24 protein-coding genes and 3 pseudogenes are annotated in these 26,064 nt (G+C 67.1%); 9 read left to right on the forward strand and 18 right to left on the reverse strand.

The window, feature by feature from the left end:
* Window positions 1-417 precede the first annotated feature (417 nt).
* Both ACFJIX_RS28945 and ACFJIX_RS28950 read right to left on the reverse strand, forming a co-directional pair.
* Window positions 418-1,056, reverse strand: coding sequence for a CoA transferase subunit B (locus ACFJIX_RS28945; protein WP_377156273.1), 639 nt, complete (start codon window positions 1,054-1,056; stop codon window positions 418-420).
* Window positions 1,057-1,066: 10 nt separating this feature from the next.
* The gene (locus tag ACFJIX_RS28950) at window positions 1,067-1,768 is read right to left on the reverse strand and encodes a CoA transferase subunit A (protein WP_377156275.1); all 702 of its coding nucleotides are present in this window, start codon (window positions 1,766-1,768) and stop codon (window positions 1,067-1,069) included.
* Here ACFJIX_RS28950 and ACFJIX_RS28955 point away from each other — a divergent pair.
* The 4 genes from ACFJIX_RS28955 to ACFJIX_RS28970 all read left to right on the forward strand — a co-directional run bounded on the left by ACFJIX_RS28955 (window position 1,725) and on the right by ACFJIX_RS28970 (window position 5,650).
* The gene (locus ACFJIX_RS28955) at window positions 1,725-2,357 is read left to right on the forward strand and encodes a PaaI family thioesterase (RefSeq protein ID WP_377156276.1); all 633 of its coding nucleotides are present in this window, start codon (window positions 1,725-1,727) and stop codon (window positions 2,355-2,357) included. The genes ACFJIX_RS28950 and ACFJIX_RS28955 overlap by 44 nt on opposite strands.
* Before the next feature lie 29 nt (window positions 2,358-2,386).
* Window positions 2,387-2,941: a LuxR C-terminal-related transcriptional regulator gene (locus tag ACFJIX_RS28960; RefSeq protein ID WP_377156278.1), complete on the forward strand. Its 555-nt coding sequence runs from the start codon at window positions 2,387-2,389 to the stop codon at window positions 2,939-2,941.
* A gap of 269 nt (window positions 2,942-3,210) precedes the next feature.
* Entirely contained in the window at window positions 3,211-3,561 is a 351-nt protein-coding gene (locus ACFJIX_RS28965) for an HU family DNA-binding protein (RefSeq protein WP_377156279.1), read from the forward strand.
* A gap of 106 nt (window positions 3,562-3,667) precedes the next feature.
* A complete protein-coding gene (locus ACFJIX_RS28970; RefSeq protein ID WP_377156281.1) occupies window positions 3,668-5,650 on the forward strand; it encodes a B12-binding domain-containing radical SAM protein in 1,983 nt (660 codons plus the stop codon).
* A gap of 123 nt (window positions 5,651-5,773) precedes the next feature.
* Here ACFJIX_RS28970 and ACFJIX_RS28975 read toward each other — a convergent pair whose 3' ends face one another.
* Entirely contained in the window at window positions 5,774-7,081 is a 1,308-nt protein-coding gene (locus ACFJIX_RS28975; RefSeq protein WP_377156282.1) for a cyanophycinase, read from the reverse strand.
* A gap of 237 nt (window positions 7,082-7,318) precedes the next feature.
* Here ACFJIX_RS28975 and ACFJIX_RS28980 point away from each other — a divergent pair, with 237 nt between their 5' ends.
* Entirely contained in the window at window positions 7,319-8,386 is a 1,068-nt protein-coding gene (locus ACFJIX_RS28980; protein WP_377156284.1) for a hypothetical protein, read from the forward strand.
* 151 nt (window positions 8,387-8,537) lie between these two features.
* Here the strand turns inward: ACFJIX_RS28980 and ACFJIX_RS28985 are convergent, their stop codons facing one another.
* The 8 genes and pseudogenes from ACFJIX_RS28985 to ACFJIX_RS29020 form a co-directional block, all read right to left on the reverse strand.
* Window positions 8,538-9,128, reverse strand: coding sequence for a beta-eliminating lyase-related protein (locus ACFJIX_RS28985; RefSeq protein ID WP_377156286.1), 591 nt, complete (start codon window positions 9,126-9,128; stop codon window positions 8,538-8,540).
* Between the two features lie 161 nt (window positions 9,129-9,289).
* Window positions 9,290-9,634 (reverse strand): annotated as a pseudogene (locus ACFJIX_RS28990) (beta-eliminating lyase-related protein); the annotation flags it as partial.
* 150 nt (window positions 9,635-9,784) lie between these two features.
* Entirely contained in the window at window positions 9,785-10,534 is a 750-nt protein-coding gene (locus tag ACFJIX_RS28995; protein ID WP_377156288.1) for an SDR family NAD(P)-dependent oxidoreductase, read from the reverse strand.
* A 101-nt stretch (window positions 10,535-10,635) separates the two neighbouring features.
* Window positions 10,636-11,220, reverse strand: a complete 585-nt coding sequence (locus ACFJIX_RS29000; protein ID WP_377156290.1) for a TetR/AcrR family transcriptional regulator — start codon at window positions 11,218-11,220, stop codon at window positions 10,636-10,638.
* A gap of 77 nt (window positions 11,221-11,297) precedes the next feature.
* A complete protein-coding gene (locus ACFJIX_RS29005; protein WP_377156292.1) occupies window positions 11,298-13,520 on the reverse strand; it encodes a molybdopterin cofactor-binding domain-containing protein in 2,223 nt (740 codons plus the stop codon).
* Window positions 13,517-13,991, reverse strand: a pseudogene (locus ACFJIX_RS29010) ((2Fe-2S)-binding protein). Before ACFJIX_RS29010 ends, ACFJIX_RS29005 begins: the two are co-directional and overlap by 4 nt.
* On the reverse strand, window positions 13,988-14,212 hold the full coding sequence (locus ACFJIX_RS29015; protein WP_377162037.1) for a c-type cytochrome: 225 nt from the start codon (window positions 14,210-14,212) through the stop codon (window positions 13,988-13,990). Before ACFJIX_RS29015 ends, ACFJIX_RS29010 begins: the two are co-directional and overlap by 4 nt.
* Before the next feature lie 409 nt (window positions 14,213-14,621).
* Window positions 14,622-14,948: a hypothetical protein gene (locus ACFJIX_RS29020; protein WP_377156294.1), complete on the reverse strand. Its 327-nt coding sequence runs from the start codon at window positions 14,946-14,948 to the stop codon at window positions 14,622-14,624.
* A 74-nt stretch (window positions 14,949-15,022) separates the two neighbouring features.
* Here ACFJIX_RS29020 and ACFJIX_RS29025 point away from each other — a divergent pair, with 74 nt between their 5' ends.
* Both ACFJIX_RS29025 and ACFJIX_RS29030 read left to right on the forward strand, forming a co-directional pair.
* Window positions 15,023-15,262 (forward strand): hypothetical protein, encoded by a 240-nt coding sequence (locus tag ACFJIX_RS29025; RefSeq protein WP_377156295.1) that lies wholly within the window; start codon window positions 15,023-15,025, stop codon window positions 15,260-15,262.
* Entirely contained in the window at window positions 15,259-15,813 is a 555-nt protein-coding gene (locus ACFJIX_RS29030) for a hypothetical protein (protein WP_377156296.1), read from the forward strand. Before ACFJIX_RS29025 ends, ACFJIX_RS29030 begins: the two co-directional genes overlap by 4 nt.
* A gap of 22 nt (window positions 15,814-15,835) precedes the next feature.
* Here the strand turns inward: ACFJIX_RS29030 and ACFJIX_RS29035 are convergent, their stop codons facing one another.
* Window positions 15,836-17,113, reverse strand: a complete 1,278-nt coding sequence (locus ACFJIX_RS29035) for an MFS transporter (protein ID WP_377156297.1) — start codon at window positions 17,111-17,113, stop codon at window positions 15,836-15,838.
* A 55-nt stretch (window positions 17,114-17,168) separates the two neighbouring features.
* Between ACFJIX_RS29035 and ACFJIX_RS29040 the strand changes: the two genes are divergently transcribed.
* Window positions 17,169-17,615 (forward strand): winged helix-turn-helix transcriptional regulator, encoded by a 447-nt coding sequence (locus ACFJIX_RS29040; protein ID WP_377156299.1) that lies wholly within the window; start codon window positions 17,169-17,171, stop codon window positions 17,613-17,615.
* A 12-nt stretch (window positions 17,616-17,627) separates the two neighbouring features.
* Here the strand turns inward: ACFJIX_RS29040 and ACFJIX_RS29045 are convergent, their stop codons facing one another.
* Entirely contained in the window at window positions 17,628-18,203 is a 576-nt protein-coding gene (locus tag ACFJIX_RS29045; protein ID WP_377156301.1) for a hypothetical protein, read from the reverse strand.
* Window positions 18,204-18,323: 120 nt separating this feature from the next.
* Window positions 18,324-21,674, reverse strand: a complete 3,351-nt coding sequence (locus tag ACFJIX_RS29050) for a di-heme oxidoredictase family protein (RefSeq protein WP_377156303.1) — start codon at window positions 21,672-21,674, stop codon at window positions 18,324-18,326.
* A 342-nt stretch (window positions 21,675-22,016) separates the two neighbouring features.
* Here ACFJIX_RS29050 and ACFJIX_RS29055 point away from each other — a divergent pair, with 342 nt between their 5' ends.
* Window positions 22,017-22,676, forward strand: a complete 660-nt coding sequence (locus tag ACFJIX_RS29055; protein WP_377156305.1) for a TetR/AcrR family transcriptional regulator — start codon at window positions 22,017-22,019, stop codon at window positions 22,674-22,676.
* Between the two features lie 525 nt (window positions 22,677-23,201).
* Here ACFJIX_RS29055 and ACFJIX_RS29060 read toward each other — a convergent pair.
* The 4 genes and pseudogenes from ACFJIX_RS29060 to tnpA all read right to left on the reverse strand — a co-directional run bounded on the left by ACFJIX_RS29060 (window position 23,202) and on the right by tnpA (window position 25,804).
* Window positions 23,202-23,336 (reverse strand): hypothetical protein, encoded by a 135-nt coding sequence (locus ACFJIX_RS29060; protein WP_377156306.1) that lies wholly within the window; start codon window positions 23,334-23,336, stop codon window positions 23,202-23,204.
* Between the two features lie 148 nt (window positions 23,337-23,484).
* A pseudogene (gene tnpC, locus ACFJIX_RS29065) lies at window positions 23,485-25,051 on the reverse strand (IS66 family transposase).
* Window positions 25,052-25,106: 55 nt separating this feature from the next.
* On the reverse strand, window positions 25,107-25,496 hold the full coding sequence (tnpB, locus tag ACFJIX_RS29070) for an IS66 family insertion sequence element accessory protein TnpB (protein ID WP_377156308.1): 390 nt from the start codon (window positions 25,494-25,496) through the stop codon (window positions 25,107-25,109).
* Window positions 25,439-25,804, reverse strand: a complete 366-nt coding sequence (gene tnpA, locus ACFJIX_RS29075) for an IS66-like element accessory protein TnpA (protein ID WP_377156310.1) — start codon at window positions 25,802-25,804, stop codon at window positions 25,439-25,441. The genes tnpB and tnpA overlap by 58 nt, the downstream gene beginning before the upstream one ends.
* Window positions 25,805-26,064 lie beyond the last annotated feature (260 nt).

A 26,064-nucleotide genomic window follows, 5' to 3' on the forward strand; every position in this document is an offset into this window, starting at 1 on the left:
TTCGTACAACTTGTGAAAGGCGCGGCAACAGGCTGTTGCGGCGTGATTTATTCACGAGTCGAACTTGTCGGGGTGGGATATGCGCGAGAAACGAACTGGAAATACATCGCCCGCGCGTGGCACATGAGATGCCTGGACTGCCATTTTCCTGCGCGCGGCACGTGTGGCGTGACTCCCTCTCCTGCTTGCGGGAGAGGGTAGGGGTGAGGGCCAGCGGCGGTGGAAGTGCTGAAGCCCTCAGCCTCTGGGTGAGGTCGTTGCGCAGTCCCCTGCGAGAAGCCAAGCGCGGGCGCTCCAGGGTGCAGGGGGCATCCCTCCGGGAACCCCCAGCACCCTTCCGGCCCCACCCGCTCTCGCTGCCCAAGGGCCTGGGGAGTGCGTGTGGCAGGTCTTGCCACACGGGGGGCCAGGTCTTGCTCAGACCAGCGTCACGCCGGTCTTGCTCTGGACGAACTCGCGGGTCACTTCGGGGGCAAGCTCGACCAGCTTCAGGCCCTGCGGGGTCACGTCCATCACGGCCAGGTCCGTGATGATGCGGTTGACCACGCCCACGCCCGTCAGCGGCAGGGTGCAGGTCGGGATGATCTTCAGGTCCTCGGTGCCGTCCTTCTTGCGGGCGACGTGCTCCATCAGCACGATCACGCGCTTGACGCCGGCGACCAGGTCCATCGCGCCGCCCATGCCCTTCACCATCTTGCCGGGGATCATCCAGTTGGCGAGGTCGCCACGCTCGCTGACCTGCATCGCGCCCAGGATGCTGAGGTTGATCTTGCCGCCGCGGATCATCGCGAAGCTGTCATGGCTGCCGAAGATGGACGAGCCAGGCATCGTCGTCACCGTCTGCTTGCCGGCGTTGATGAGGTCGGCGTCGACCTCGTCCTCCGTCGGGAACGGGCCGATGCCGAGCATGCCGTTCTCGCTCTGCAGCCACACTTCCTTGTCCGCCGGCACGAAGTTCGCCACCAGCGTCGGAATGCCGATGCCGAGATTCACGTAGAAGCCGTCTTCCAGTTCCTGCGCGGCACGTGCCGCCATCTGGTCTTGGGTCCAGGGCATGTCTCTCTCCTCAAGCCGCGGGGCGGATGGTGCGCTTCTCGATGCGCTTCTCAGGATTCGGGTTGTGCACGATGCGGTGCACGTAGATCCCGGGCAGATGGATGCTGTCGGGATCCAGCTCGCCGACCTCGACGACCTGCTCCACCTCCACCACCGTGACCTTGCCGGCCATCGCGCAGGCCGGATTGAAGTTGCGCGCCGTGCGCCGGAAGATCAGGTTGCCGCTCTTGTCGGCGATGTGTGCCTTGACCAGCGCCACATCCGGATTGAGCGCGCGCTCCATCACGTACTGATGGCCGTCGAACTCGCGGATCTCCTTGCCCTCGGCCACCAGCGTGCCGACGCCGGTGCGCGTGAAGAAGGCCGGGATGCCCGCGCCGCCGGCACGCAGCTTCTCGGCCAGCGTGCCCTGCGGCGTGAACTCGAGTTCGAGCTCGCCCGCCAGGTACTGGCGCTCGAACTCCTTGTTCTCGCCGACGTAGCTGGAGATCATCTTCCTGATCTGCCGCGTCTCGAGCAGCTGGCCCAGGCCGAAGCCGTCCACGCCCGCGTTGTTGCTGATGACGGTCAGACCCTTGGTGCCGCTGTCCCGCAGCGCCGCGATCAGCGCCTCCGGAATGCCGCACAGGCCGAAGCCGCCGACGGCCAGCAACTGGCCGTCCGCCACGATGCCGTCCAACGCCGCCTTGGCATTGGGGAAAAGCTTGTTCATCCGATGTCTCCTGCTTGCCGTTGATCCACGGGTTTCAGAACTGGTCCAGAACTGGTCGAGCAATCTACTACGTAAGGCATTAGGTAAGCGCTACGTAGAATTGATTAAGCATCCGCCGCTGCCTCCCCGCGCAGCCATCCCGCCACCGAGTCCCCGAAGGAAGCCCGATGACCCTGCCCCGGACGCCCTGTCCCTGGACGCGCTGCGCGCGCAGATCCCGAAGATCTTCGCGCCCTGGATCGTCGCACTCGGCCTGGAGCCCGTCCATGCGGAAGATGGGCTGCTGCGATTGACGATGCCGGTCGCGCCCGAGCTGGTCCACGTCGGCGGCGTGATGTGCGGGCAGGCGTCGATGGCCGCGGCCGACACGGCGATGGTGTTGCTGATGATGCGCGAGCTGGGCGAGTTCCGCCCGATGACGACCGTCCAGCTGCAATCGACCTTCATCCGCCCGGTCTCCGGCGCCCGCTGCACGATCGAGGCGCGCCTGCTGCGCCGCGGCAGGAACCTGGCGTTCGGGCAGATCGACCTGCTCGACGAGCAAGGCCGGCTGGCCGTGCAGTCGACGACGACCTACGCGCTGTTGTGACTGTTGCGGCCCGTTCCGACCTGCTTCCCATGAGCCTCGACTACCGCACCGCGTTCGACCAGGCCCCGATCGGGCTGGTGATTTCCGAGAACCGCCTGATCAAGGACTGCAACCGGCTGGTGCTGGAGATCTTCGGCGCGCAGCGCGAGCAGCTGATCGGCCACAGCTTCGCGCTGCTGTATCCGAGCCCCGTCGAATTCGAGCGCACCGGCGAGCGCATCGTCGCGAGCCTCGATGCCGCCGGCTATTACGCCGACGAGCGCGTGATGAAGCGCGTCGGCGGCTCGCGCGCGGGCGAGCTGTTCTGGTGCCACGTGTCGGGCCGCGCGCTGGACCCGTCGCAGCCGCATGCGAGCGGCATCTGGAGTTTCGAGGACCTGTCCGCGACACGCCAGCTCAAGGCCGACCTCACGCCGCGCGAGCGCGAGATCGCCGCCCTGCTGATCGAAGGCCTCACCAGCAAGCTGATCGGCCGCAAGCTCGGCGTCAGCCCGCGCACGGTCGATGTGTACCGCGCACGCTTGATGAAGAAATACGGCGCGGCGAGCACGCCGGACCTTGTCCATCGCCTGCTCGTGTCATGAGATTCCTTGCGTGACGTATTGCCGGGCAAGGCCTGAAGCCTGGGAGAATTCACCTGGAATGCCCCCTTGGCAACAGGATGGAAACCTCGTTGCAAGCGCTCACAAGATCCTCAGAAGCACCGATGGATACGGCAATCGAGCAAGACGTGACCCCGGATAGGCGATTTCATCGATGATTTGCGGGGCAACCCGGGGATGCGCGCGTGATTTCTCACGCACAATACGCGCCGTCCGGCGTGAAGCCGGGCCTTAACCGCAGAGTCAAACGAATGAACAAGACTGAACTGATCGAACACCTGGCTTCCAAGCACGAACTGACCAAGGCCGAAGCTGGCCGCATCCTGGAAACGCTGCTGGACGCGGTGGTGTCCACGGTGAAGAAGGGTGGCGCTGTCTCCATCCCGGGCTTTGGCGCCTTCAAGCAACACGCCCGTGCCGCCCGCACCGGCGTGAACCCCAGCACCGGCGACAAGATCAAGATCGCCGCCGCCAAGCTGCCGAAGTTCACCCCGGGCGCCGGCTTCAAGGCCGCCGTGGACCCGAAGGCTGCCGCTCGCAAGGCTGCCGCCAAGCCGGCCAAGGCTGCCGCCAAGCCCGCCAAGAAGGCCGCCAAGAAGTAATCCACTTCTGGCGCACGCCGATCGCCAGGGTCGCTTCAGCGATCCGGGCGGTACCGAACAAACCCGGCTTCTGCCGGGTTTGTTTTTTTGCTCCTACAGTTCCGACATGTCCGCCCCCGCGCCCACCGCCGCGTCCGCCCCGACGCCCGCCCTTGCGCCCTCCCCGCGCGTGCTCTCGCTCATCCCCCCGATGACGCAGCTCAACACGCCCTACCCGTCCACCGCGTACCTGACGGGTTTCCTGCGCTCGCGCGGCTTCCAGGCGGCGCAGCGCGATCTGGCGCTGGCGCTGGTGCTCAAGCTGTTCTCCCGCGACGGCCTGGCACGCGTGCGGGCCGCCGTGCAGGCGATCCCGCTGCCGGACCGCGGCATCGCGTCGCGCCATTTCGACGAATCCTTCGACCGCTACTTCGCCACGATCGCGCCGGCGATCGCGTTCCTGCAGGGGCGCGACCCGACGCTGGCGCACCGCATCAACACGCGGACCTTCCTGCCCGAAGGCGCGCGATTCCAGACGCTGGAGGTCTATGTCGCCGATGACGGCGAGGATCCGCTGGCCTGGGCCTTCGGCGCGCTGGGACTGCAGGACCGCGCGCGGCACCTGGCGACGCTGTACCTGAACGACCTCGCCGACGTGCTGCGCGAATCGGTCGATCCGCGTTTCGAGTTCGTCCGTTACGCCGAGCAGCTGGCGACCAGCCAGCCGACCTTCGATCCGCTGCACGACGCGCTGAGCGCGCCGCCCAACCTTGTCGACGACCTGCTGCGCGAGCTGACGCTCGCCGCGATCGATGCGGAACAGCCCGACGTGGTGCTGCTCTCGGCGCCCTTCCCCGGCGCCGTCTACGCGGCGCTGCGCATCGGGCAGACGATCAAGCGCGAGCGGCCCCACATCAAGATCCTGTTCGGCGGCGGCTTCGTCAACACCGAGTTGCGCGAGCTGACCGAGCCGCGCCTCTTCGACTACGTGGACTTCGTGTCGCTGGACGCGGGCGAGCGCCCGCTGCTGGCGCTGCTCGATCACATCGCCGGCAAGCGCAGCCGGCAGCGGCTGGTGCGATGCTTCATCCGCGAGGACGACGGCGAGGACGCGGAGCGCGCCGGAGGCCCGCGAGGCGGCCAGGTCCGCTACATCAACTTCGTCGAGCCGGACGTCCCCTTCGAGGACGTCGGCACGCCGACCTGGGACGGCCTGCCGTTGCACGACTACCTGTCGCTGCTGGACATGCTGAACCCGATGAACCGGCTGTGGAGCGACGGCCGCTGGAACAAGCTGACCATCGCGCACGGCTGCTATTGGAAGAAGTGCAGCTTCTGCGACATCACGCTGGACTACATCTCGCGCTACGAGGCAGCCTCGGCGAAGACGCTGGTGGACCGCATCGAGGCGATCGTCGCGGAGACGGGCCAGACCGGCTTCCACTTCGTCGACGAGGCGGCACCGCCCAAGGTGCTGAAGGCGCTGGCGCAGGAGCTGATCGATCGCGGCGTGTCCATCAGCTGGTGGGGCAACGTGCGCTTCGAGAAGACCTTCACCCCCGAGCTTTGCCAGTTGCTCGCCGACAGCGGCTGCATCGCGATCAGCGGCGGGCTGGAGGTCGCGTCGGATCGTCTGTTGAAGCTGATGCAGAAAGGCGTGTCCGTCGAGCAGGTGGCGCGCGTGACGCGCGCGTTCACCGAATCCGGCATCCTCGTGCACGCCTACCTGATGTACGGCTTCCCGACGCAGACGGTGCAGGACACCGTCGATGCGCTCGAGTACGTGCGCCAGCTCTTCGAGAACGGCTGCATCCAGAGCGGCTTCTTCCACCGCTTCGCCTGCACGGTGCACTCCCCGGTGGGACAGGACCCGAAAGCCTTCGGCGTCGAACTGCTGCCGCTGCCGCCGTCGCCGTTCGCGAAGAACGACGTCGGCTTCGTCGACCCCACCGGCACGGACCACGATGCCATGGGGGAAGCACTCAAGAAGGCGCTCTACAACTTCATGCACGGCATCGGCGTGGAGCAGGACGTGCGACGCTGGTTCAGCGTCAGGGTGCCGAAGCCCAAGGTGTCCAAGCAGTTCATCGCCGAGGCGTTGGACGCGTGAGGATGCCGGCGTCCGCGCTGCCAGGCGCGGGCTCTCCACGGTGCATGGGGATCCCTCCAGGACCCCCAAGCACCATTCCGGCCCCACCATCACTCGCTGACTTCGGGCCTTGGTTGGCGCTGGTCAGCGCATGCCGGCGGGCGCGATCATCGTTGCGGCCGGGACCGCGTTCGTCGTGGGACCCGCACCAGGATCGGGCAAGCGCACCGGGCGGATGTCGAGCCGCACATCGAGCAGCGTGACGTCCTTCGCGTCGCCATCGGTGTCGATCCATCCCTGCGTGTCCGCACCGCGATAGAGCCGGAAGACAAAGCCGGTGCGGTCGCGATCGCCGGTGGCGTCGGGACGGATGCGCGCCGCCATCGCGCGCACCTCGGCCGCAGGCGAACTCAGCAGTTCAGTCATCGCCTGGACGATGCGGTTGTCGCCCAGGATGTCCGGCTGGAAGCTGTCCACCGGCCCGCGTGAGGAAGCAGCCCCTCCCTGCATCGAGGCACGGACCGGCACGGGGGATCCGGCGGCGGTCTTTCTGGGCGCCGGCATCGTGACGCCGGAGCGCAGGTCGTGGCGGTCGCCGTTGTCGAGGTAGCTGAGCCGCGCGCCGCGCACGTTGAACATGCCCAGCGACGGATCGCTGCGCGCATCGCGCAGGTCGACGAACAGCGCGCCCCGTCCACCGATGACATCGATGCGATCGCCATGCACGACGGCGGCGCTGTTCTCCTCGACGCCGAGCCCGAAGCGGTAGCCCTTGGCCATCATCAGCGGCAGCATGCGGCCGATGCGCCCGCGCTTGAGGAAATGCTGGTCGACGAACAGCTCGCTGCCGACGAAGCCGAGGCCCTGGTCGATCTCATGGCCCTCGCGCAGCGTGCCGCGCATGACCTCCATGACGTTGAGCGCATCGCGGAACATCACGCGGCTCATGATGGCCGCGCCGGCGCTGGTGCCCGCGACGACACCGCCGCGCCGATAGACATCCCAGATGGCATCGAGCATCGCCGTGCGCCGCCCGTCAGGCTGCAGCGTGTCGACGATGAAGCCCTGCGCGCCGCCCGAAAAGAAGACGGCATTGGAAGCGCGGACCTTCGCGATCAGCTCGGGGTCGTTGAGGTTCTTCTGCAGGTCGGCGCCTTCGAGTCGCGGCGCCACGGGGATGTGCTCCGCCTGCGCGCCGTGTTTCCTGAGCACGTCGATGATGAGCTTGGCGGAGAGCTCCGGATTGGCCGCGGCGGTGGCGAGCACGGCGAAGTGCGCCTTGCCGGGGCCGCCGGCCTCCTGGACGATGCGCTGCCAGACAGCGTCGTTGTCCATGCGCAGCGCACCGCCGATGACGATGGCGGTCTGGGCCGAGGCGGCGCCGGCACCCAGCAACGCCGCCGCGGCGAGCAGCGCGCGGACCCGGATCGAGAGGAGTCGGAAGGCATGCATGCCGTCTATCTTGCATATCGCATGCCAGATGGGAAGCAGGCTCCGCCTTCAACCTGGGGATACGAACGGGCATTCCGGCCCGCCCTCCCCTGAACGGATGGGTATCGATCGGGGCGGACACCGCACGGCAGAAGCGGGCACGGGAGTGTCCGAGCGCGTCCCCTCCATGTGGGATGACGCATGACAAGCGCGTTTCCATACTCGTCCACGGTCCGATCCGGGCCGAGGAGACACGCGATGACGACGAAGATGTACTCGAACGAGGACCTGAGACAAGGGCGGACCGATTTCAACCAGTTCGTCCCGGTGATCGCGCACGGCGACTCGTGGGGCTCTTTCGGCTCATTGCCGACCTGGCTGACGGGAAGCCTGTTCAACGCCCTGGACTTCGGCAAGGACGTCGGCATCGTCAACTACGCCATGCCGGGCCAGTTGCTGCGCGACCTGCCGGACGCGAAGAAGTTTTCGAAGTTCAATCAGGCGATGACGGCGAGAGGCGCGCCCAACTGGCGCGCGCTGATGATCTCAGGCGGCGGCAACGATCTGATCGACTGGATCCGTCGCAGCCCCGGCTTCGATCTCTCGCAGCGCATCCTGCGCCGGCAGGACGAGTGGCAGGACGCGAGTCTCGGCGTCGCGCGCTACCTGTCGCAGTCCGGCTGGACCAACCTCTGCGAGGAATTGATGGAGGCCTACGTGAAGCTGGACGCGCTGCGCGACGGCAACTTCGCCGGCATGGTCATCATCACGCATGTCTACGACTACATGACGCCGCGCTTTGCGCCGGTGATCGGCGGCGGATCGAACGCCTGGATGGCGCCGGCGTTCGAGATGGCCGGCATTCCGAAGGGCGACTGGAACGCCGTGGCCCACGTGCTGGTGGACTGGTTCCACGACTTCCTCGAGCATCAGGTGAAGGCACGCATCGGCGGTTTCCTCGTGCTGGACACGCGCGGCGGCAGCACCCCGGCGGCGCCGGGCACGACCGGCGTCAGCAATGACTGGGCGAACGAGATCCACCTGACAGCACAGGGTTACAAGAAGCTCGCCGCGGCGACATGCAACGCCACCTTGACGGCCTTGGCCCAGACCTGGACGACCGGTGAAATCGCGGCGTCCGACACCCCACCGGCAGCGGCGGGACTCCGCGCGCTGGAGTCGGCGCTGCGCGAGTCGGGACAAGCGTCGCCGAAGTCCGCAAAGGCGATGAAGAAGGCGCCGGACGCTCCCGCGAAGAAGGGGAAGAAGACGGGGCAGAAGACGGCGACGAAGGCGGCGACGAAGGGGGCGAAAAGGCCCCGCTGATGCCGATCGAAGCGGAGCTCCGCTTCTTCGCCATCGCCGGAAGCATCGTGACGGGGCGTGCTACCGGGTCGTCAACGCGGCGAACTCCTCCGGCGGAGACCGCGTTGCTACGCGGTCCGGCGCCGTCTACCGACGCGCCGGGTGAGCGAGCTCAGGCCCGACCCGCGAGATCGATCAATCGCTTGAACGCTGCAGCGACGACCTCGTCGCCCAAGGCGAGCAGGTTGTCGCCGACATAGATCTCCGTCACTGCCCGACCCGGAGAACCCGTTTCGCGCGCGGCATTGAACAGCCAGAGGCCGTCGTTCTCGGCGATCGCGTTGCGCGCCTCCACGAGACGTTGCACCTCGCCGTCCATGTGGACATGGAACATGTTCGCGTGCGGCGCGGTGGGATTGATCCGGAGGCCGTCGACCTGGCTCAGCGCCTGGACCACCTGCACCGTGCGCTCGAACAGGCGAGGCATCAGCGCCAGGCGCTCGTCCAGACGGCAGGCCGCCGATGCCGCGAGCGGCGCCAGTTGATAGATCGTTCCGCCCATGCGTCGCCGCCACAGGCGCGCCTGGGCCATGACGCGTTCCTCACCCGCGAGCAGCGCGCCCGAGAATCCGCCGAGTCCCTTGTAGGTCGAGACATAGACGGTGTCGAAGCCGGCGACGATATCGGCGTAGTCCTTCCCGTACCACGCGGCCGCCTCCCACAGGCGCGCGCCATCGAGGTGGAGTCTTGTGTCCGTCTCCATCCCCCAGGCCTTGATCGCGACCAGTTCCTCCCATGTGGGGACTGCCCGCCGATCACGCGCGCCGGGAGTTCGAGCACCACGGCGGCCAAGGCCTCCGCGGGCCGTTCCAGATCGCTCCTGTTGAGCGTGCGGTGGGACTGCCCGAGGAACGCCGCATGCAGCCCCATCACATGGGAATAGGCCTGTTCCTCTTCCGTTGCCAGATGGCAGGTCGCGTGCATGCCGAAGCGCGGCAGACGCTTGTCGTCCGCGTGGAGGCGCAAGGCGATCAGCTGCGCCATGACGCCGCTGGGCATGAAGACGGCGGCCGGCTTTCCCAACAGACCGGCGACGCGCTGCTCCAGCAGTGTGACTGCGCCACCGTCGCCGTACACGTCGGCAGCGACGTCGTTCGCCCGCGCCCAGGCCGCGACAGCTTCCAGATCCTCGGCGAACGATCGTGGCGCAAAACCTGACACCCACCGGGTGCAGCGCTTCTTCAGGGCTTGGATCTCAGAGGGCGTCATCGCTGTCTCGCTCGCGGCAATCGGATCGCGATTGAATCACGATCGCAGATTCGCGGACTCGCGAACTCGCAGCGCGCGGCACGGGGCTCGACGAGGCGCCGTCTTCGTGCCTCGCCCCGCTCCGGTCCGCCTCGCCCCACACCGCCTGGCTTACAGCTTCGTGCCGCCGCTCGCGTCGACGATCTGCCCGGTGGTCCAGGCACCGTCCGGCCCCGCCAGGAAGGCGACCACGCCGGCCACGAATTCCGGCTTGCCGACGCCCGGCAGCGCCTGCACCTGCGCCAGCGTTTCCTTGCCGCCCGGCTCGTTGATCCAGGCGCTCATGCGGGTGTCGATGGCGCCGGGCGCCACGACGTTGACCGTGATGTTGCGCGGGCCCAGCTCAGCCGCCAGTTGCAGCGTCAACGCGTCCACAAAGCCCTTGCTCGCGGAGTAGGCCGTGATGCCCGGGAACGCGATGCGCGTCGCCGCCGTGCCGATGTTGATGACGCGGCCGCCGTCGGGCATCACCGGCACCACGCCCTTCGTGACGTGGAACAGGCTGCGCATGTTGACGCTGACGAGGCGCTCGAAGTCCTCGACGCTGGTGTCGGCCAAGCCGGCGAACACGGCGATGCCGGCGTTGTTGACGAGGATGTCGACGCGCGGCAGCTTCAGCGCCGTTACGCGCTCGACCAGTTGCTGGCCGCCGTCGACGGCCGACAGGTCCGCCTGGACCACATGGGCCTTGCCGCCGGCAGCGCGCACCGACGCTGCCAGCGTTTCCACTTCATCGCGGCCGCTGCCGTAGTGCAGCACGACCTCCGCGCCGTCGGCGGCGAGACGCTGCGCGATGGCGGCGCCGATGCCGCGCGAGGCGCCGGTGACCAGGGCGATTTTTCCTGCAAGGGACTTGCTCATGATGTGCTCCAAATAGACCGATCGGTCAAAATAGGGGGAAAGAAAGGCCGCTCACGCGGCCGGTGGGAAATCGGGGTGGAGGGGCGGTGTTCAGCGGCGGATCACGCCCTGTCGAGCACCGCCGTCGCGAGCGCCACGGAGCGCTCCATCTGTTCGCGGCTGCGGCCCGCCTGTGCGGCCACGCGCAACCCGCTGGTCAGCGCAATCATCAGTTCGGCGAGCTCCGCCGACGGTGTCCTGCTGGCGATCGAGCCATCCCGCTGACCGCGCTCGACAGCTGCGCGCAGCATCTCGTGCGTGGCCTGCCAACGGCTCGTCAGCGCCCACGCCAACGGTGCATCGGACAGGCCTTCCAGCAGGCCGCTGGTGACGATGCAATGCTTATCGACGGGGTTGGGGCTGCTGCAGCTGGCGACCATCGCCTCGAAGTACACGTCGATCGCCAAGCGGCCGGTCTCCGCAGCCTGCACCGCGGCGACGGTATGCGCGGCGCGTTGCACCGCGCAGTCGATGGCCTGCAGGTACATGGCCTGCTTGTCGCCGAAGGTGTTGTACAGGCTCTGCTTGCCCAGGCCGGTCGCTTCCTGCAGGAGCGCCAGGCTCGTGCTTGCATAGCCGTGCGTCGCGAAGACGTCGGTCAGACGCTCCAGGACTTCGGCTTCGGAAAAGCGGCGTTCGCGTGGCATGGGACGGATCCTACGGCGTATTGGACCGATCGGTCAATAGCCGTGGTGTCCGTCCGGTCTCACGCCGATCGCCGAGCTCACGCCTTCGACAGATCCGTGTCCTTCAACGGCAACTGCCGGATCCGCTTGCCGGTGGCCGCGAACACCGCGTTGAGCACGGCCGGCGCGGCCACCGCGATCGTGGGCTCACCGACGCCGCCCCAGAAGCCGCCCGAGGGCATGACGATCACCTCCACCGCCGGCATGTCGTACAGACGCATGACGCCGTAGGTGTCGAAGTTGGTCTCCGCGATGGCGCCGTCCTTCACGGTGTTGCCGCCGAAGAGCGCCGCGCCCAGCCCGTACACGAACGAACCCGCCACCTGCGCTTCCACCTGCTGCGGATTGACGACATGGCCGGGGTCGGTGGCCGCGACGATGCGGAGCACCTTGAGTTGCCCGTCCTTGACGGACACCTCCGCGACCGCGGCCGTGTAGCTGCCGAAGCCCATGTACTGCGCGATGCCGCGGAACACGCCCTTGGGCGCGGGCTTGCTCCAACCGGCGCGATCGGCCACGGCCTGCAGCACCGCCAGGTGCTTGGGCCGCTTGGCCATGTGCTGCTTGCGGAACTCGAAGGGATCCTTGCCGGCGGCGTGCGCGAGCTCGTCGATGAAGCACTCGCTGTAGATCGCGTTCTGGTTGGTGTTCACGCCGCGCCAGTAGCCGGGACGCACATGCGGATTGCGCATCGCGTGGTCGATCAGCAGGTGCGGCACCTCGTAGCCGAAGTGACCTTCAGGCGAATCCGCGAGCAGTCCCTGGAACACGGTCGCATCGCCGTTGGCGGTGATCGCCTTCGGGTTGACGAAGGACGTGATGGACTGGCCGGCGATGCGCATGTGCAGCGCGGCGATGCGGCCCTGCCCATCGAGCGTCGCGCGCAGTCGGCACTGCGTCACCGGATGGAAGCGGCCCTGGAGCATGTCCTCCTCGCGCGTCCACATCATCTTCACCGGCACGCCCGGGCGCTGTTTGGCGATGCGCACGGCCATCGCCAGATAGTCGGTGGCGAGGCGTCGTCCGAAGCTGCCGCCGATGCGCATGGGGTGGACCTCGCAGGCGGTGACGTCGAGCCCCGCGGCGTCGGCCACCGTCGCGAGCGCCGCTTCGGCCACCTGCGTCGGCGCCCAGACGTCGCAGCGCTGCGGCGTCCACTGCACCGTGGCGGACAGCGGCTCCATCGGCGCGTGGTTCTGGAACGGCGTGCCGTAGTCGGCCTCGATCACGCGCGAGGCGCCCTGCAGCTGGCTCTTCGCATCGCCCTGGCGGTTGCCGACGAACGGCGTGTCGCCTTGCAGTCCCTCGCTGATCAGCGCGGCGATCGAGGCGCTGTCGACCTTCGCATGAGGTCCCTTGTCCCAGACGATCGGCAAGGCGTCGAGCGCGCGCTTGGCCTGCCAGAAGCGGTCGGCCAGCACGGCGACGGTCGCGTCGTCGACCTTGATGACATCGCGCACGCCCGGCATCTTGGCCACGGCCTGCTTGTCGAAGCTCACCAGCGTGCCGCCGTGGACCGGACAGGCCTTGGGCAGCGCGACGATCATGCCGGGCAGGCGCAGGTCCATGCCGTAGACCAGGGAGCCGTTGAGCTTGTCGGCGGTGTCCAGACGCTTCAGCGGCTTGCCGGCGATGCGCCACTGCGACGGATCCTTGAGGACGACGTCCTCGGGGATCGGCAGCTTGTTCGCCGCTGCGGCGACGGCGCCGAAGGTGGTCTGGCGCTTGGAGGCCGCATGGCGGATGGTGCCGCTGTCCACGGTGCATTCGGCGACGGGCACGGCCCACTGCTGGGCGGCCGCGCTGACCAGCATCGAGCGCGCGGCCGCGCCGGCCTTGCGCACGTAGTCCTGCGAGCCCCGGATGCCGCGCGAGCCGCCCGTGCCCATGTCGCGCCAGATGCGGGCACGCGCCCGGTTGGCGCCTGGCTTCACCAGCTCGAAGCGGACGTTGGCCCAGTTGCATTCGAGCTCCTCGGCCACGAGCTGCGCGAGCCCGGTCAAGGTGCCCTGCCCCATCTCCGCCCGCGCGATGCGGATGACGACGGACTCATCGGGATGAATCAGCAGCCAGGCCGTCACTTCGCCCGCCGGCGCCGCGCCCGACGACGGTGCCTGAGCCGGCGTCTGCGCTTGCGCCATCGCGCCGGTCACGGGCAGCGTGAACTCAAGAGCGAGGCCACCCGCCGCGAGGCCGGTCGCTTTCAGGAAATGGCGTCGCGTCGCGCCCGTCGCGGCGGCGTTGGTGGTTGCGGCGCTCATCGCTGGGCTCCCGCGCCGCGCAGGCGTTGGGCGGCCAGCTTGGTCGCGGCCAGCACCCGCGGATAGGTCCCGCAGCGGCAGATGTTGGTGATGCCCGTGCGGATGTCTTCATCGCTGGGATCGGGCGTCTGGGCGATCAGGGCGGCGGCGGCCATGATCATCCCGGGCTGGCAGTAGCCGCACTGCGCGACGTCCAGTTCGGCCCAGGCTTCCTGCACGACCTTGAGCCGCGTCTGCCCCAGCCCTTCGATGGTCACGATCTTCGCGGTGGCTGGCAGCGCGCTGACCGGCACCACGCAGGAGCGCATCGCCACGCCGTCCATGTGCACTGTGCAGGCGCCGCACTGCGCGACGCCGCAGCCGTACTCGGTGCCGGTGAGCTGCAGCTCTTCGCGCAGCACCCCACAGCAGCGGCGTGTCGCCGTCGACGTCGGCGCGCAGCTGGCGGTTGTTGACGTTCAATTCGGTCATGGCTTGCCTCCCTGCTCCAGGATCCAGGTCGAGAGCACCTGCGCGTCCTCCGCGCTCAGCTGCGGATTGGCGGGCATGGGCACGGGACCCCAGCGGCCCGAGCTGCCCTTGACGATGCGCGAGGCGAGCTCCGCGGCGGCGCCGTCCTGCTTCGCGTACTTCGCGGCGACGTCCTTGAACGAGGGCCCGACGAGCCGCTTGTCGACGGCGTGGCAGGCCATGCAGTTCTTCTTCTGCGCGAGCGCCGGGGTTGGCCAGGGCAAGACCCGGCACGGCGACCAGCAGCGCACAGCACGCGAGTGCGGACAGCTTCCTCATGAATGGCTTCTCCGGAGTGGCTTTTCGAGGCGGCGTTGGCGCCGTGCAGGCACTCTAGGCGCGAGAGCAGCCGCCCACAATGCGCGAAAGCCTGCTTTGGGCGGCGGGCGCCCCGCACCGCAGTGCACGGCGCGGAGACAGTGAATGCCCCAGCCGGAAGCCTCTCGGCATGCGTCTACCGGCACGACATCACGGGTAAGGCCTTCTGACGTGAAGGCGGCAGGCCGTCTGGTCGCTTGCTCGCCCTCGCTGCTCCATGGAAGGTCTGCAAAACCTGGTTCATCGGCCAGTACGGCGATTCCTGGCTTGCCTTCACAGCCTTTGCCGCAGAGTGACTTGCCAGGGGCTCACGACCAGCGCCAGTGCAGTCTCCATCGGCCAGCCAGGGGCAGTTTCGATCAGATGCAGCAGCGACCAAGCCAGGCCAAAGCAGTCATCAGGACCAAAGAGTCCGCAGAGTACCGTGGCCTCCGTGTCGGATACGGGCCTGCTGACCTGCTGCAATAGTCGCTCGAACATCTCCAACGTCGGCACTTCCGCCACGGCAGAGGCAGGGAGTGGCCCCAGCCCGACTATCGCTTCAACCGCTGCTTGCATTTGCGCTTCCTTCGTCGACGCTGGCCTGAACTCCTTCGTCATGCTCGCGTTAGTTTCCCAAAGCGGCTTCTCTATCGTCAGCCTGACTGGCGCAGGACGTCCCGCACGATGCGAACATGACCCGCTTCTACCGGCGAGTGGAACCCCAACTGACGTTCGATCAGGTGTGGTTCCCCATCCTGTTCGGCAACAACAGCCGCTACGTCCACATCGGCAATGTCTCCGATGGGTGCGTGACGGTCATGGACTTCGCGCGTTGGCCGGCGATTCACGAAACGCTGCTCAGCCATCGCACCGCCGACGGACGCGGGGTCGCTCTGTTGACCGTCAAGGGCAAGCCGGAGCGTGAACGATGAGTACGAAGGCACTCTCGCGGTCCGCGCTCGCCCCCATCCTCGCCTCGCTGCTTGCACTTCCTCTGGCATGCGCCGGAGGACCCAACGCCGCGGCCGAAGAAGATCGGAAGGCCGCGGCTGCGCTCAACCGCGAGGGTGACCGCGCCTATCAAGAAGGTCGATTCGACAAGGCGCTGAAGGCCTACATGAACTCGTATCCCAACCACGCGACTTCGCACGCCTACCTGATGGCTGGCGACGCCTACTGGCGAGCTGTTCTTGCGGCCAACCAGACGCTGGCGTCGTCGAAGGGAAAGGATGCCTGTCCGCTGACAAACGCCTACTTCGCGCAAGACGCAGGTCGAAGCCTGGATCAGTACTACCGTCCGGGATTGGCGTTGATCGACAAGGAAACTGCCGACGCCCAGGGCCTGAATCAACTCCGCGAACGCTCGCGTACAGCAGCGAGCTGCCTGGCCGCCGTTCAGGCGAAATATGCAGCGTTGCCCAAGACTGCCTGCGTGGACCTGCGTGACGTCGCCTCGTGTGTGGGCGAGCCGCTCAAGCCCTAAGGTCAGGTGTTGTTCGACTTGCTCAGGTTCTCGCTTTCGCTCCTGCCACGGTCACGGTAGCGCAATGACCATTCCGAAGTTCAGCCGCAGCCCAGTACCCGAGCGCCACCACGCCGATCCCCGCACCGAGCAAGCACACCGCCGTCCATCCCCCCATGGCATAGACCATCGTCGATGCCATCGCCCCTGCCCCACTGCCGACCGCATAGAACAGCATGTAGCCCGCGATGAGCCGCCCGTGCGACTCCGCCGGCCCGCGCAGGATCAGCGCCTGGTTGGTGACGTGCAACGCCTGGCACCCCAGGTCGAGCACGACGACGCCCACCATCACCCACCACAGCGACGCTCCCATCCCGGCCAACGGCGCCCACGCGAGCACCATCAGCAACAGCGCACCGGCGCTCGCCTGTCGGCTCCAACCGCGGTCGACCCACCGCCCTGCCCTGCCGGCGGCCAATGCCCCGACCGCACCCAGCAGCCCGAACGCGCCCACCGCCGAATGCGAGAGCGAATACGGCGCGGCGGTCAACGGCAGCGACAGCGCACTCCAGAAGACGTTGAACGCGGCGAAGAGCAGCAGGCCGAGGATGCCGCGGCGAAGGAGCACGCGATCCGTTCCCAGCAGCGCCAGCGTCGAGCCGACCAACTGCGGATAGCTCAAGCTCGACCGGATCGTGGGCAGCGACGGGAAGCGTCGCCAAGCCACGATTCCGACACCCGCCACCACGGCCGCTGACGTCAGATAGACGCCTCGCCATCCGAGCAGGTCCGCGATGCCGCCTGCCCAGACGCGGGCCATCAGCAATCCGATGACCACGCCGCCTTGCGTGGCACCCACCACACGCCCGCGTTCATGCGGCGCCGCGGCGCTGGCCGCATACGCCAGGATGCCTTGCGTCATCGCCGTGCCCAGCGAGCCGACGAGCACCATCGCGCCCATCAGCAAGACGTAGTGGCCGGCCATGGCGACCGCCAGCAGGGACAGCACGAGCCCGATCAACTGCAGCCGCATCAGCCGGCCTCTGGCGTACCGGTCACCGAGCGGCACCACCAGCAGCAGTGCCAGCACCGACCCGACCTGCGTCGCCGTCACGATCGAGCCGATCGCACCCGGCGCCACGTTGAAGTCGGTCGCCAGACTGTCGAGCAGCGGCTGAGCGAGATAGACGTTGGAGACGCTGACGCCGCCCGTGAGGGCGAACAGCACGAGCTGCCGCGCGGGCATCGATTCTGAAGACGAGCCCGTGGACGAAGGATCTGGCATGGCGCTACTGGTTTTGTTTTGAAACCAGTCCAGCATATCAGCTGGTTTTAAAATGCAACCTGATGACCGGACTTGCCGATGGGAGATCGAGATGGCTGAACGCAAGCGCATGAACGACGCGACGTGTCCCGTGGCCCGCGCGGTGGACATCGTGGGGGACCGGTGGTCGCTGCTCATCGTGCGCGACGCCTTTGATGGCATCACCCGCTTCGGAGACTTCCAGACCAGCCTGGGGGTCGCGAAGAACATCCTCGCGACGCGCCTGAAGACGCTGGTCGCGGAAGGCGTGCTGGAGGTCCAGCCTGCAACGGACGGATCGGCCTATCAGCAGTACGTGCTGACCGCCAAGGGAGAGACGCTCTTCCCGATCGTGGTGGCGCTACGCCAGTGGGGCGAGGACCATCTGTTCCGCCGCGGCGAACGTCATTCGCGCCTGGTGGAGAAGCAGACGGGACAGCCGGTCGGCAGGCTGACGGTCACGAACAAGCGCGGTGAGGCCTCAGGCTTCGACGACTTCGAGGTCGTGGGCAAGACCTGACCCGAGGCCTGCTCATCTCCCAACCAGCTTGAAGTCGAAGTTGATCGACAGCTTGTTGTCCCCGGCCTTCACCGCGTCGATCTTGAGCGCCTGCACCTCTCCTTGGAGGCGGCTCCCTGAGCCCTTGAGCATCTCCTCGACCGCCTTCTTCACATCGAACTCGACGGCGCCAGGCAACGCCGGCGCGAGGCCCAGGTTCAAGAGGTTGCGCGTGTTGGGATCCTCCACCTCGTCCACGCGGATCTCGGTCAAGCGCACGACGTGACCCTGGGCGACCGGAGCCGCCGACACGGTCGCCCAGCTCGCCAACGCGACACCGAGGCAGTCCCGTCCCGAGGGAACACCCAGCTTGCTGTTGAGATGGACCCGGATGATCACGCGCCCGTTCTGGAGCGACACCTTGGGATCCTCGAGATAGGCGTAGCAGGCGCCCTTCTGCAGATGGAGCCGCCCTTCCTCCTTGAACATCCCTTCGAGCAGCAACGACTGGACCGCGGACTGCTCCAGGACGATCTCCGCGCACCGACCGATACCGGGCACGCCGAGCAACGCGGCGGCGAGGCTTCCACAGATGAGGAGTTTCTTCATGGTCTCCCCAGTCTGCCACGGCACACCGAAACGGCGTCCCAACGAAAAAAGGCCGTGGCATGCCGCCACGGCCTTCGTGTCGATGAACGGGCGCGCGAAGCGCCCTGCCCGTTCAACCCATCACAGCGTCCGCAGCCACGCCAGCAGCGCGTCGCGATCCGCCTTCGACAGCTGCTCGAAGCGCTGACGCGACTTCTCGCCTTCGCCGCCGTGCCACAGGATGGCTTCGGTCAGGTTGCGGGCGCGGCCGTCATGCAGGTAGCCGACCGGTTGACCCTGGGCCACCTTCTCGGTGTAGCCGATGCCCCAGAGAGCCGTCGTACGCCACATCGCACCTTGCGCCTGGCCTTCCGGCAGGTTGTCCGCCAGGGCCGGGCCCATGTCGTGCAGCAGCAGGTCGGTGAACGGACGGATCGTCTGGTCGCGCAGTTCCGCGAACGGATGGTTCTTGCCCGTCTTCATCTCCGCCGTGTGGCACGCCGCGCAACGCAGCGCGTCGAACACCTTGCGGCCGTTGGCCACCTGGACCGCATCCACGCGATGCTCTTCCGTCGGCGCCACACCCTTCGGGAATCCGCTCGGGATGCTCCGTTGGGCCGGCACGGCCAGCAGCTGCATGTACTGCGTCAGCGCGGTCAGATCGGCTTCCTGGATGCCCTTCTGCGCCGGCGCCGTGCGGCAACCCTGCGGGTCGGTCGCGCAGCTGCGGTTCGGGTACACCGGCGAGGTCACCGACATGTCGTTCAGCAGCGCGTTGGCCACCTGGTGACGGATGCTGGCCTTGGACGCCTTCCAGCCGAAGCGGCCCAGACGCGTCGCGCCGGTCTCCGGATCGAAGGTGTAGTTGGCCTTGCCCACCACGCCGTCCTGGTCCGGCGACGTGCGCGCACGGGCCAGGATGTCCGCTTCAGGCACCGCTTCCAGCAGGCCGACACCCAGCAGCGGCAGGGCGGCGCGCGCCGACCACAGCTGCGGCGTGGGACCGTCGAAGGCGAACTTCGGCTTGCGCAGCTCGATCTTCGTGCCGTCCGACAGCGTGACGCTGCTGGTCTCGAAGCCCGCGACCTTGACCGCGTTGCCCCAGTCCTGCGGCGCGCCCGTGGACGACGTCGAGTTCATCTGGATGGCCGAGCCGTAGCGCGGGTCCGGACGGATCGAGCCGTCGGCGGCCTTGACCGCGACGTGGAAGGCCATCTTGTCCAGGCGCTGGTCCACCGTGAACGGCGCGGGACTGCGACCGTTGTTGGTGTGGCACTGAACGCAGGCCGTGGCGTTGAAGCGCGTCCCCGCCAGGTTCTGGATCGAGGTCATCGGATCGTTGCCCGGCTCGATGTGCTGCCCGGTCACGAAGCTGCTGTGCACCGCGCGGCGACCTTCAACGAAGCGCTGCAGGTTCTGCATGCCGATGTTGTTGAAGGGCTGCTGGAACATGCGCCAGCCTTCGTCCGAGTAGTTGTACGACACGGAACCGATGCCGCCCGACAGGACGGCATCCGGCAGCGGCACGCTGTTCAGGCGCGGCTGCACGCCGTACCACGGACGCAGGCCGGTGCCCATGACGTAGATGACTTCGCTGGTGTAGTAGCGGTAGTCGCCCTTGTCGCCGATCGCGTCCATCGCGGCGCGGCTGGAGAAGAACGAGCCCGTGAACTCGATCGCCTCGCCCAGCTGCAGCGGACGCGCCGGGATGTTGACGCCGTTGGGCACCAGCACGCCGTTGGCGTTGGGCGCCAGGTCGGTGTGACCCGGCATGTTGTCCAGCACCACGGAGCAGCCGTCGTTCGCGCCGATCACGCCCTTGAAGCCCGAGTTGGGGTTGGCCAGCGCGTTCTGTGGCGGCTTGGGCACGACCGGGCAGGAGGTCTTGTCGACGAATCCGTCCGTGTAGGTGGTCGGGTCCAGCAGCTGGCCCGGCGACATCCAGCCGTAGCCGGTGACGTTCGGGTCGTCGATGCGGCGGAAGAAGGAATGGCCGCCGCCGCGCTGCGCCTGCGGGAAGTACTGGTTGACGATCAGGCGGGGCTTGGTGACGCCCGCGACGCGGCTGTTGTCGATGAACTCCACGCCCCACGTGCGATTCTTGAAGTAGTTCGCGACGAAGTTCATGTAGTTGCCCGGGCCCTTGTCCACCGGGTTGCCGTTGGCATCCACGGTTTCATTGGGGCCGAAGCCGATCTCGTTCCAGTCCTCGCCGCGCTCGCGACCGTGACGGCCGACGCCGCGTTGGCCGAAGCGCGTGATCAGCGTGCCGTCGGGCAGCGTGATCTGGATCTGCTCGATCGGGGCCTGCGGGTTGTACAGCGGGCCCACGTTCGCGCCGTTGGCCGGGAAGGCGAACGGCGTCGTGGTCGTCGTCGGGATGCTGTTGTCGCTGCCGACGGTCTTGAACTCGACCTCGAACAGCGAGTAGCCGTAGTTCGTCGCCCGGGTCACGCCCTGGATGCGGACGAAGCGCGTCTTCACGCCGAGGTTGAAGTACTCCTCGGTGCCGCCCTTGCCGGCCGGCTGGTTGCGCAGACGGGTCCAGGTCTTGCCGTCGTCCGAGATCTGGATCTCGTAGGCCTTGCCGTAGGCGTTCTCCCAGACCAGCTTCATGTAGCCCAGCGCTTGCGCCGTGCCGAAGTCGTACTGGATCCAGGCGCCGTCTTCCGGCTTGGACGCCCAGCGCGACGCCAGGTTGCCGTCGATCGTGTTCTTCGCGGACAGGCCGTCGTTCTCGGGCGTCGACGAGATCGCCGCCACGGGCTTGATCGCCACGCCCGGCTTGCTCGTGTCACCCACGGGTTCCGTCGGCTGCGTGGGCGTGGTCGGATCGGTGGGGGTGGTCGGCGTCGTCGGATCGGTGGGATTCGTCGGCGTGGTCGGGTCCGTCGGGGTGGTCGGCGGGACCGGCGTGCCGGTGAAGGCCTGGATCTCGAAGATCGAGTAGCCGTACTGGGTCGAGCGCGTCACGCCCTGCACGCGCAGGTAGCGGCCCTGGCCGCCGAGGTCCTTCAGGTCCTCGACGCCGCCCGGGCTGTTCTCGACCGTCTTGATCGTGGTCCAGGTCTTGTTGTCCTCGGACGTCTGCAGCAGGTACTTCTTCGCGTGGGCGTTTTCCCAGTTGATGCGGACCCGCGTGATGGTGACGCTGCTGCCGTAGTCGAGCGTCAGCCATTCGTTGTCGGTGAACGCGGAGCCCCAGCGGCTGTTGTCGTCCTTGTCGATGGCCTTGGCGCCGTTCAGGTCGCCGCGCTCCATCGAGCTGCCGGTGGCGGAGACGGGCGTGAGCGCCGTCTCCGTGCCGCTGTCGCCGGCCATGCGCTTGGCGCGTGCCGCGGAATCGGCGCTGCCGCCGCTGTCATCCGAGGCGATCTGGACGCTGCCGTCCTGCTGGCCGTTGCCGCCGCCGCATGCGGCAAGCAGCGCACTGCCCAGCAGGGCAGGGACAAACGCCCTGCCCATCAAGATGCCGAGTTGCTTGAACTCCATGGTGGTTCCCTCCCGTGCCTGTGGGTGCGATCGGTGCCGCGGAGGGTGGTGTCCGCGGCCGCTCTCATGTGGACCTGGTCTGGTCCGGCGCACGTGCCGCCCATCGGCACGCGTCGCAGCTTGTCCCTCCTGAGAGGGGCAGGCGGCGGCAGTGTCCGCGTTTGTTTTGCCGGGCGGCAAGTTTTAATGTGTGTCGAATTGATGCCCCTCTTGATGCCGGCGCAACGGTATCGATACCAACGCACCAAGACGGGCAACACGGGCGATACGCAATTGAAATTCAAGCTCGAAAGCTACCTCCGCCGAGGTAGTACGGCGCGCGACGAAGGCATGATGGCGGACATGAGCACTCCGGATACTTCCACGCCCCGCCGCCGCGAGCAGCAGCGCTCGGCCGACACGAAGCAGGCGATCCTGAAGACCGCGCTGAAGGAATTCGCCGAGCGCGGCTTCGAGGCGGCGAGCATGCGCGCGATCGCGGAGCAGAGCGGGCTGACGCATCAGCTGATCACCTACCACTTCCAATCGAAAGAGGTACTGTGGCAGGCGGTGGCGACGCTGGTCTATGAGGAGCTCGCCCGGGCACGCGAAGGAATGATCCGGCAAGCGAAGCCGGCGACCGCGATCGGGCAGCTGCGGCAGGAGTTCATCGCGTATTTCCAGTTCACGCTGGACCAGCCGCACCTGCACCGCTTCATGATGCAGCGGCGCGAGGGCGCGCACAGCGAGGACCGGCAGGAGTGGCTGGCGCAGCATTTCCTGCGGCCGCATTTCGAGCTGGCCAAGCCGCTGATCAAGGCGGCGCAGAAGGCCGGCGACCTGCCCAAGGGCGAGCCGGTGCTGCTGTACTACGCCATGGTCTCGCTGGCCAACTCGCTGGCGGTGATGGGGCCGGACATCGCCGCCACGACGGGCGTGCGGACCGACGACGCGAAGACGGCCAAGGCCTACATGAAGGTGATGGACGCGGTGCTGTTCAGCCGGGCGGGAAACGTCACCTGATCAGTCAGGCCAAGTGCGCATTCAGCCACTTTGGCAGCGGCTTCGACTTGTGCACCGTCGCAGCCTGCGACTCGGTCGCGACACCTCCCAACGCGCAAATGAAGCTGGGCTCAACAGGTGTAAGCGGCTGGCAAAGTCGGGCTGACACTGCCCTGCGCGGCCAGCCAACGAAGGAACATCTGGCTGCCGCGGCCGTTGGTGTGGGTATCGGCTTCAACAAGCGCCGGCTATCAGTGCGGCGATTAGGCGTATTCGCCTTCCCGAAAAGGCATAGGCCAATGCTGCAACCCTTCCGCGCCGTACTCTTTGATATGAGGATCGGAGTGGGTCGCCAGAGCCTCCAGCGCGGCCCTTGACTCAAGGGTGTCGATGCGCGCCAACGCATACGCACATTTGCGCTGGAACTCGTGAAGGTTGTCCCAATCAATCATGTACTTGTGGGGCGTGGTCGCCGCCTCGAAGATTGCGGGGACGGTACGCGGATCGCCTATGAGCCCGAGTTCAAAAACAATGTCTTCATGGGACTCATGCCATTCGCCCCAACAACGCCTGAGCGAGAAACGGGGCCCCCTCACGCTTGCTGACCTGTGCGAGTGCGATCCATAGGGCGTCAATGTCTTTGGACTGGCATGCGGCGTGCAAATCGTTGTCTTCGTTCATGCTTCTTGTTCCTTTGTAGCCGTGTTTACGATCCGCGTCGCTAGAGGTGTCGCGACCGCCGCCTGAGACTGACGGCTCTGGCCGAAAGGACGCAGGTAGCCAGTTCGCGAGGAACGCTGGTTGCCAATATACGGGGCCGAACTAAGAGCTATCTCCACCGGTGGGGCAACAGTGCATCGATGTCACAGGCCCGCTGCGTCGGCAACCGCTGCAGGACGTCCTTCAGGTAGGCATATGGATCATGCCCGTTCAGCTTCGCCGTCTGGATGAGGCTCATGATGGCTGCCGCCCGCTGCCCGGCAAGCAGGGTCCCGGCGAAGAACCAGTTCTTGCGCCCCGTGGCCCATGGCCTGATCTGCTGTTCGTCGAAATTGTTGTCGATGGGCAGAGCTGGATCGACGAGGTAGCGCGTGAGCGCCGCCCAGCGGTTCAGGCTGTAGTCCATCGCTCTGGCGGTCGCCGAGCCATCGGGCACCTTCGGCCGGAACTCCAGCAGCCATTTGTGCAGGGCCTGCGCGACCGGCGCCGCGCGCGTTCGTCGTTCTCGCAAGCGATCCTCTGTTGCCAGGCTATTCGCTTCCCGCTCGATGCCGTAGAGCTGTCCGATGAACTCGATGGCAGTAGCCGCCAGCGTGCTCTTGTTGGCCGTGCAGTTCCACGAACTTGCGGCGAGCGTGGGCCATGCACTCCACCTCAGTGATGCCGCCGTCGAGGAAGAGCGCCTTGTAGCCGGAGTAGTCGTCGCAGACCAAGCTGCCCTTCCAGGCGCTCTCGGTGCCGTGACCCAGGAAGGTCCGCGGATGTTGACCCGAACGGCTCTCGGTGAAGTCGTAGACCACCGCACGCATGGTCTCGAAGGCTCCGCTGGCGTAGGCCCAGAGATAGGCGCGATGGGTCTTGCCTGTGCCGGGTGCCAGCATGGCCACCGGCGTCTCGTCGGCGTGCAGCACGGGCAGGCGCAGTAGATCGGCCTTCATGGCGTCGACTAGCGGCTGCAGGCGCACACCGCACACGCCCACCCTGGCTGCCAACGTCGAGCGCGGGATGGCGAGGCCAGCGCGCTCGAAGATCGCTTCTTGGCGATAGAGCGGCAGGTGGTCCGAGTGCTTCGCGACCAGCACATGGGCGAGCAGCCCCGACGTGGGAAGGCCCTTGTCGATGATCTCTGCTGGCACGGGCGCCTGGGTCAACGTGCGGCACTTCGCGCAGGCCCACTTGCCGCGCACATGGCGCTCCACCGTGAAGCTGCCCGGCGTGTAGTCCAGCTTCTCGCTGACGTCCTCGCCGATGCGTGTCATCTGGCAACCGCAGAGGCACGTCGTGTCGCTGGGCTCGTGGTGCCGCTCGACACGCGGCAGATGGGCCGGCAGTGCGGCGCGCTTGGGCCGCTCGGGCGCGGGTTCGTTGTCCTTGCGCTTGGCGGCCATCATCTCGGCCAACTGCGCTTCCAGCGCGGCGAGGTCAGCATCGACAGCCTCGTCGAAGAGCGCCTTCTGCTCGGCGTCAAGCTGCTCGCTCTTCTTGCCGAACTTCGCCCGGCGCAGCTGCGCCATCTCGAAGGTGAGCTTCTCGAGCTTGGCGTCGCGCCACTCAATCTCGTGACGGTCGTGCGCCTGGCGGTCCAAGAGCGCTCGCACCTTGGCGCCGATGTGCCCGAGCCCCGCGGCTTCCAGCGAGGCGATGTCTTCGAGACTGAGGGGCGCTGCGACTGCCATGAAGGCAGTGTGGAGCGCCAGCGGGCCACGCGCATCGGCGCGAGCACCGATTGGGTCACAGCAACCGGATCACGCCGTCGTCTTCCACGCGCTGCCACGGCAGGCCCAGCATCATGGCCTGCAGCTGGGGCTGGGTCAGCGGCATCTGCTCCAACGTGACTTCGCGAGGCCACACAAAGCGGCCTTGGTGCAGGCGCCGCGCCGCCAGCCACACGCCGATGCCGTCATGCACGAGCACCTTCATGCGTGTGGCGCGGCGATTGGCGAACAGGTAGGCATGGTGCGGCTTGGCGCCGCCGAAGACTTGAACGACGCGAGCCAGCGCGGTCTCGGTGCCAGCGCGCATGTCCAGTGGCTCCGTCGCAAGCCACACGGCGTCGATGCGAATCAACGCAGCAGCTCGCGCATCCAGGCCGCGCACGCATCGGCAGCGCTTGCGGGCCACGTCACCGCGATGGTGGTCGAACCGCGGCGGACCTCAATACGGATGGGCTCTGCGCTCGGCGCTGGCGGCGCGGGTTGCGCCGGCATCGGCAGTTCGATAAAGCCTACTGGTTTGTCGCTGACGGCCACTGCATCGACGGGCGGCTGAGCCCTCTCGTGACCCCAGCGGCGGAGGAGGTTGGCATTGATGCCGTGGGCCATCGCCACAGCGGCCATCGACACGCCCGGCTGCTGAGAGGCCTGCACGGCCTGAGCCTTGAACTCGGCGCTGTGAACTCGCCGTCGACGGCCTGGCGATGCTTGGTCCATAGTGCGCACGTACCCATCAAGTCGTTGATGGACACGAGCATCCTAGGCACGGCTCAGCGGATCAACATGACTTGCCAGGACGCTTACCAACAGGTCGCCGCAGCGCAATGATCAAAGAGGAGTTATGGAAGGCTCTCCGCCTCGTTACCGAGAAGAGGAGCTCATATCACGACCATCATCGTAAGCGCCACGGTGTAGGCGAGGACCGAAGTCTTGGAGTGCATCACTCTGACCGTCTGTCCGAGGTGGGCGCCCTCCGC

Origin of the sequence: Roseateles sp. UC29_93 (assembly GCF_042695725.1) — a bacterium.
GTDB lineage: Bacteria > Pseudomonadota > Gammaproteobacteria > Burkholderiales > Burkholderiaceae_C > Roseateles > Roseateles noduli_A.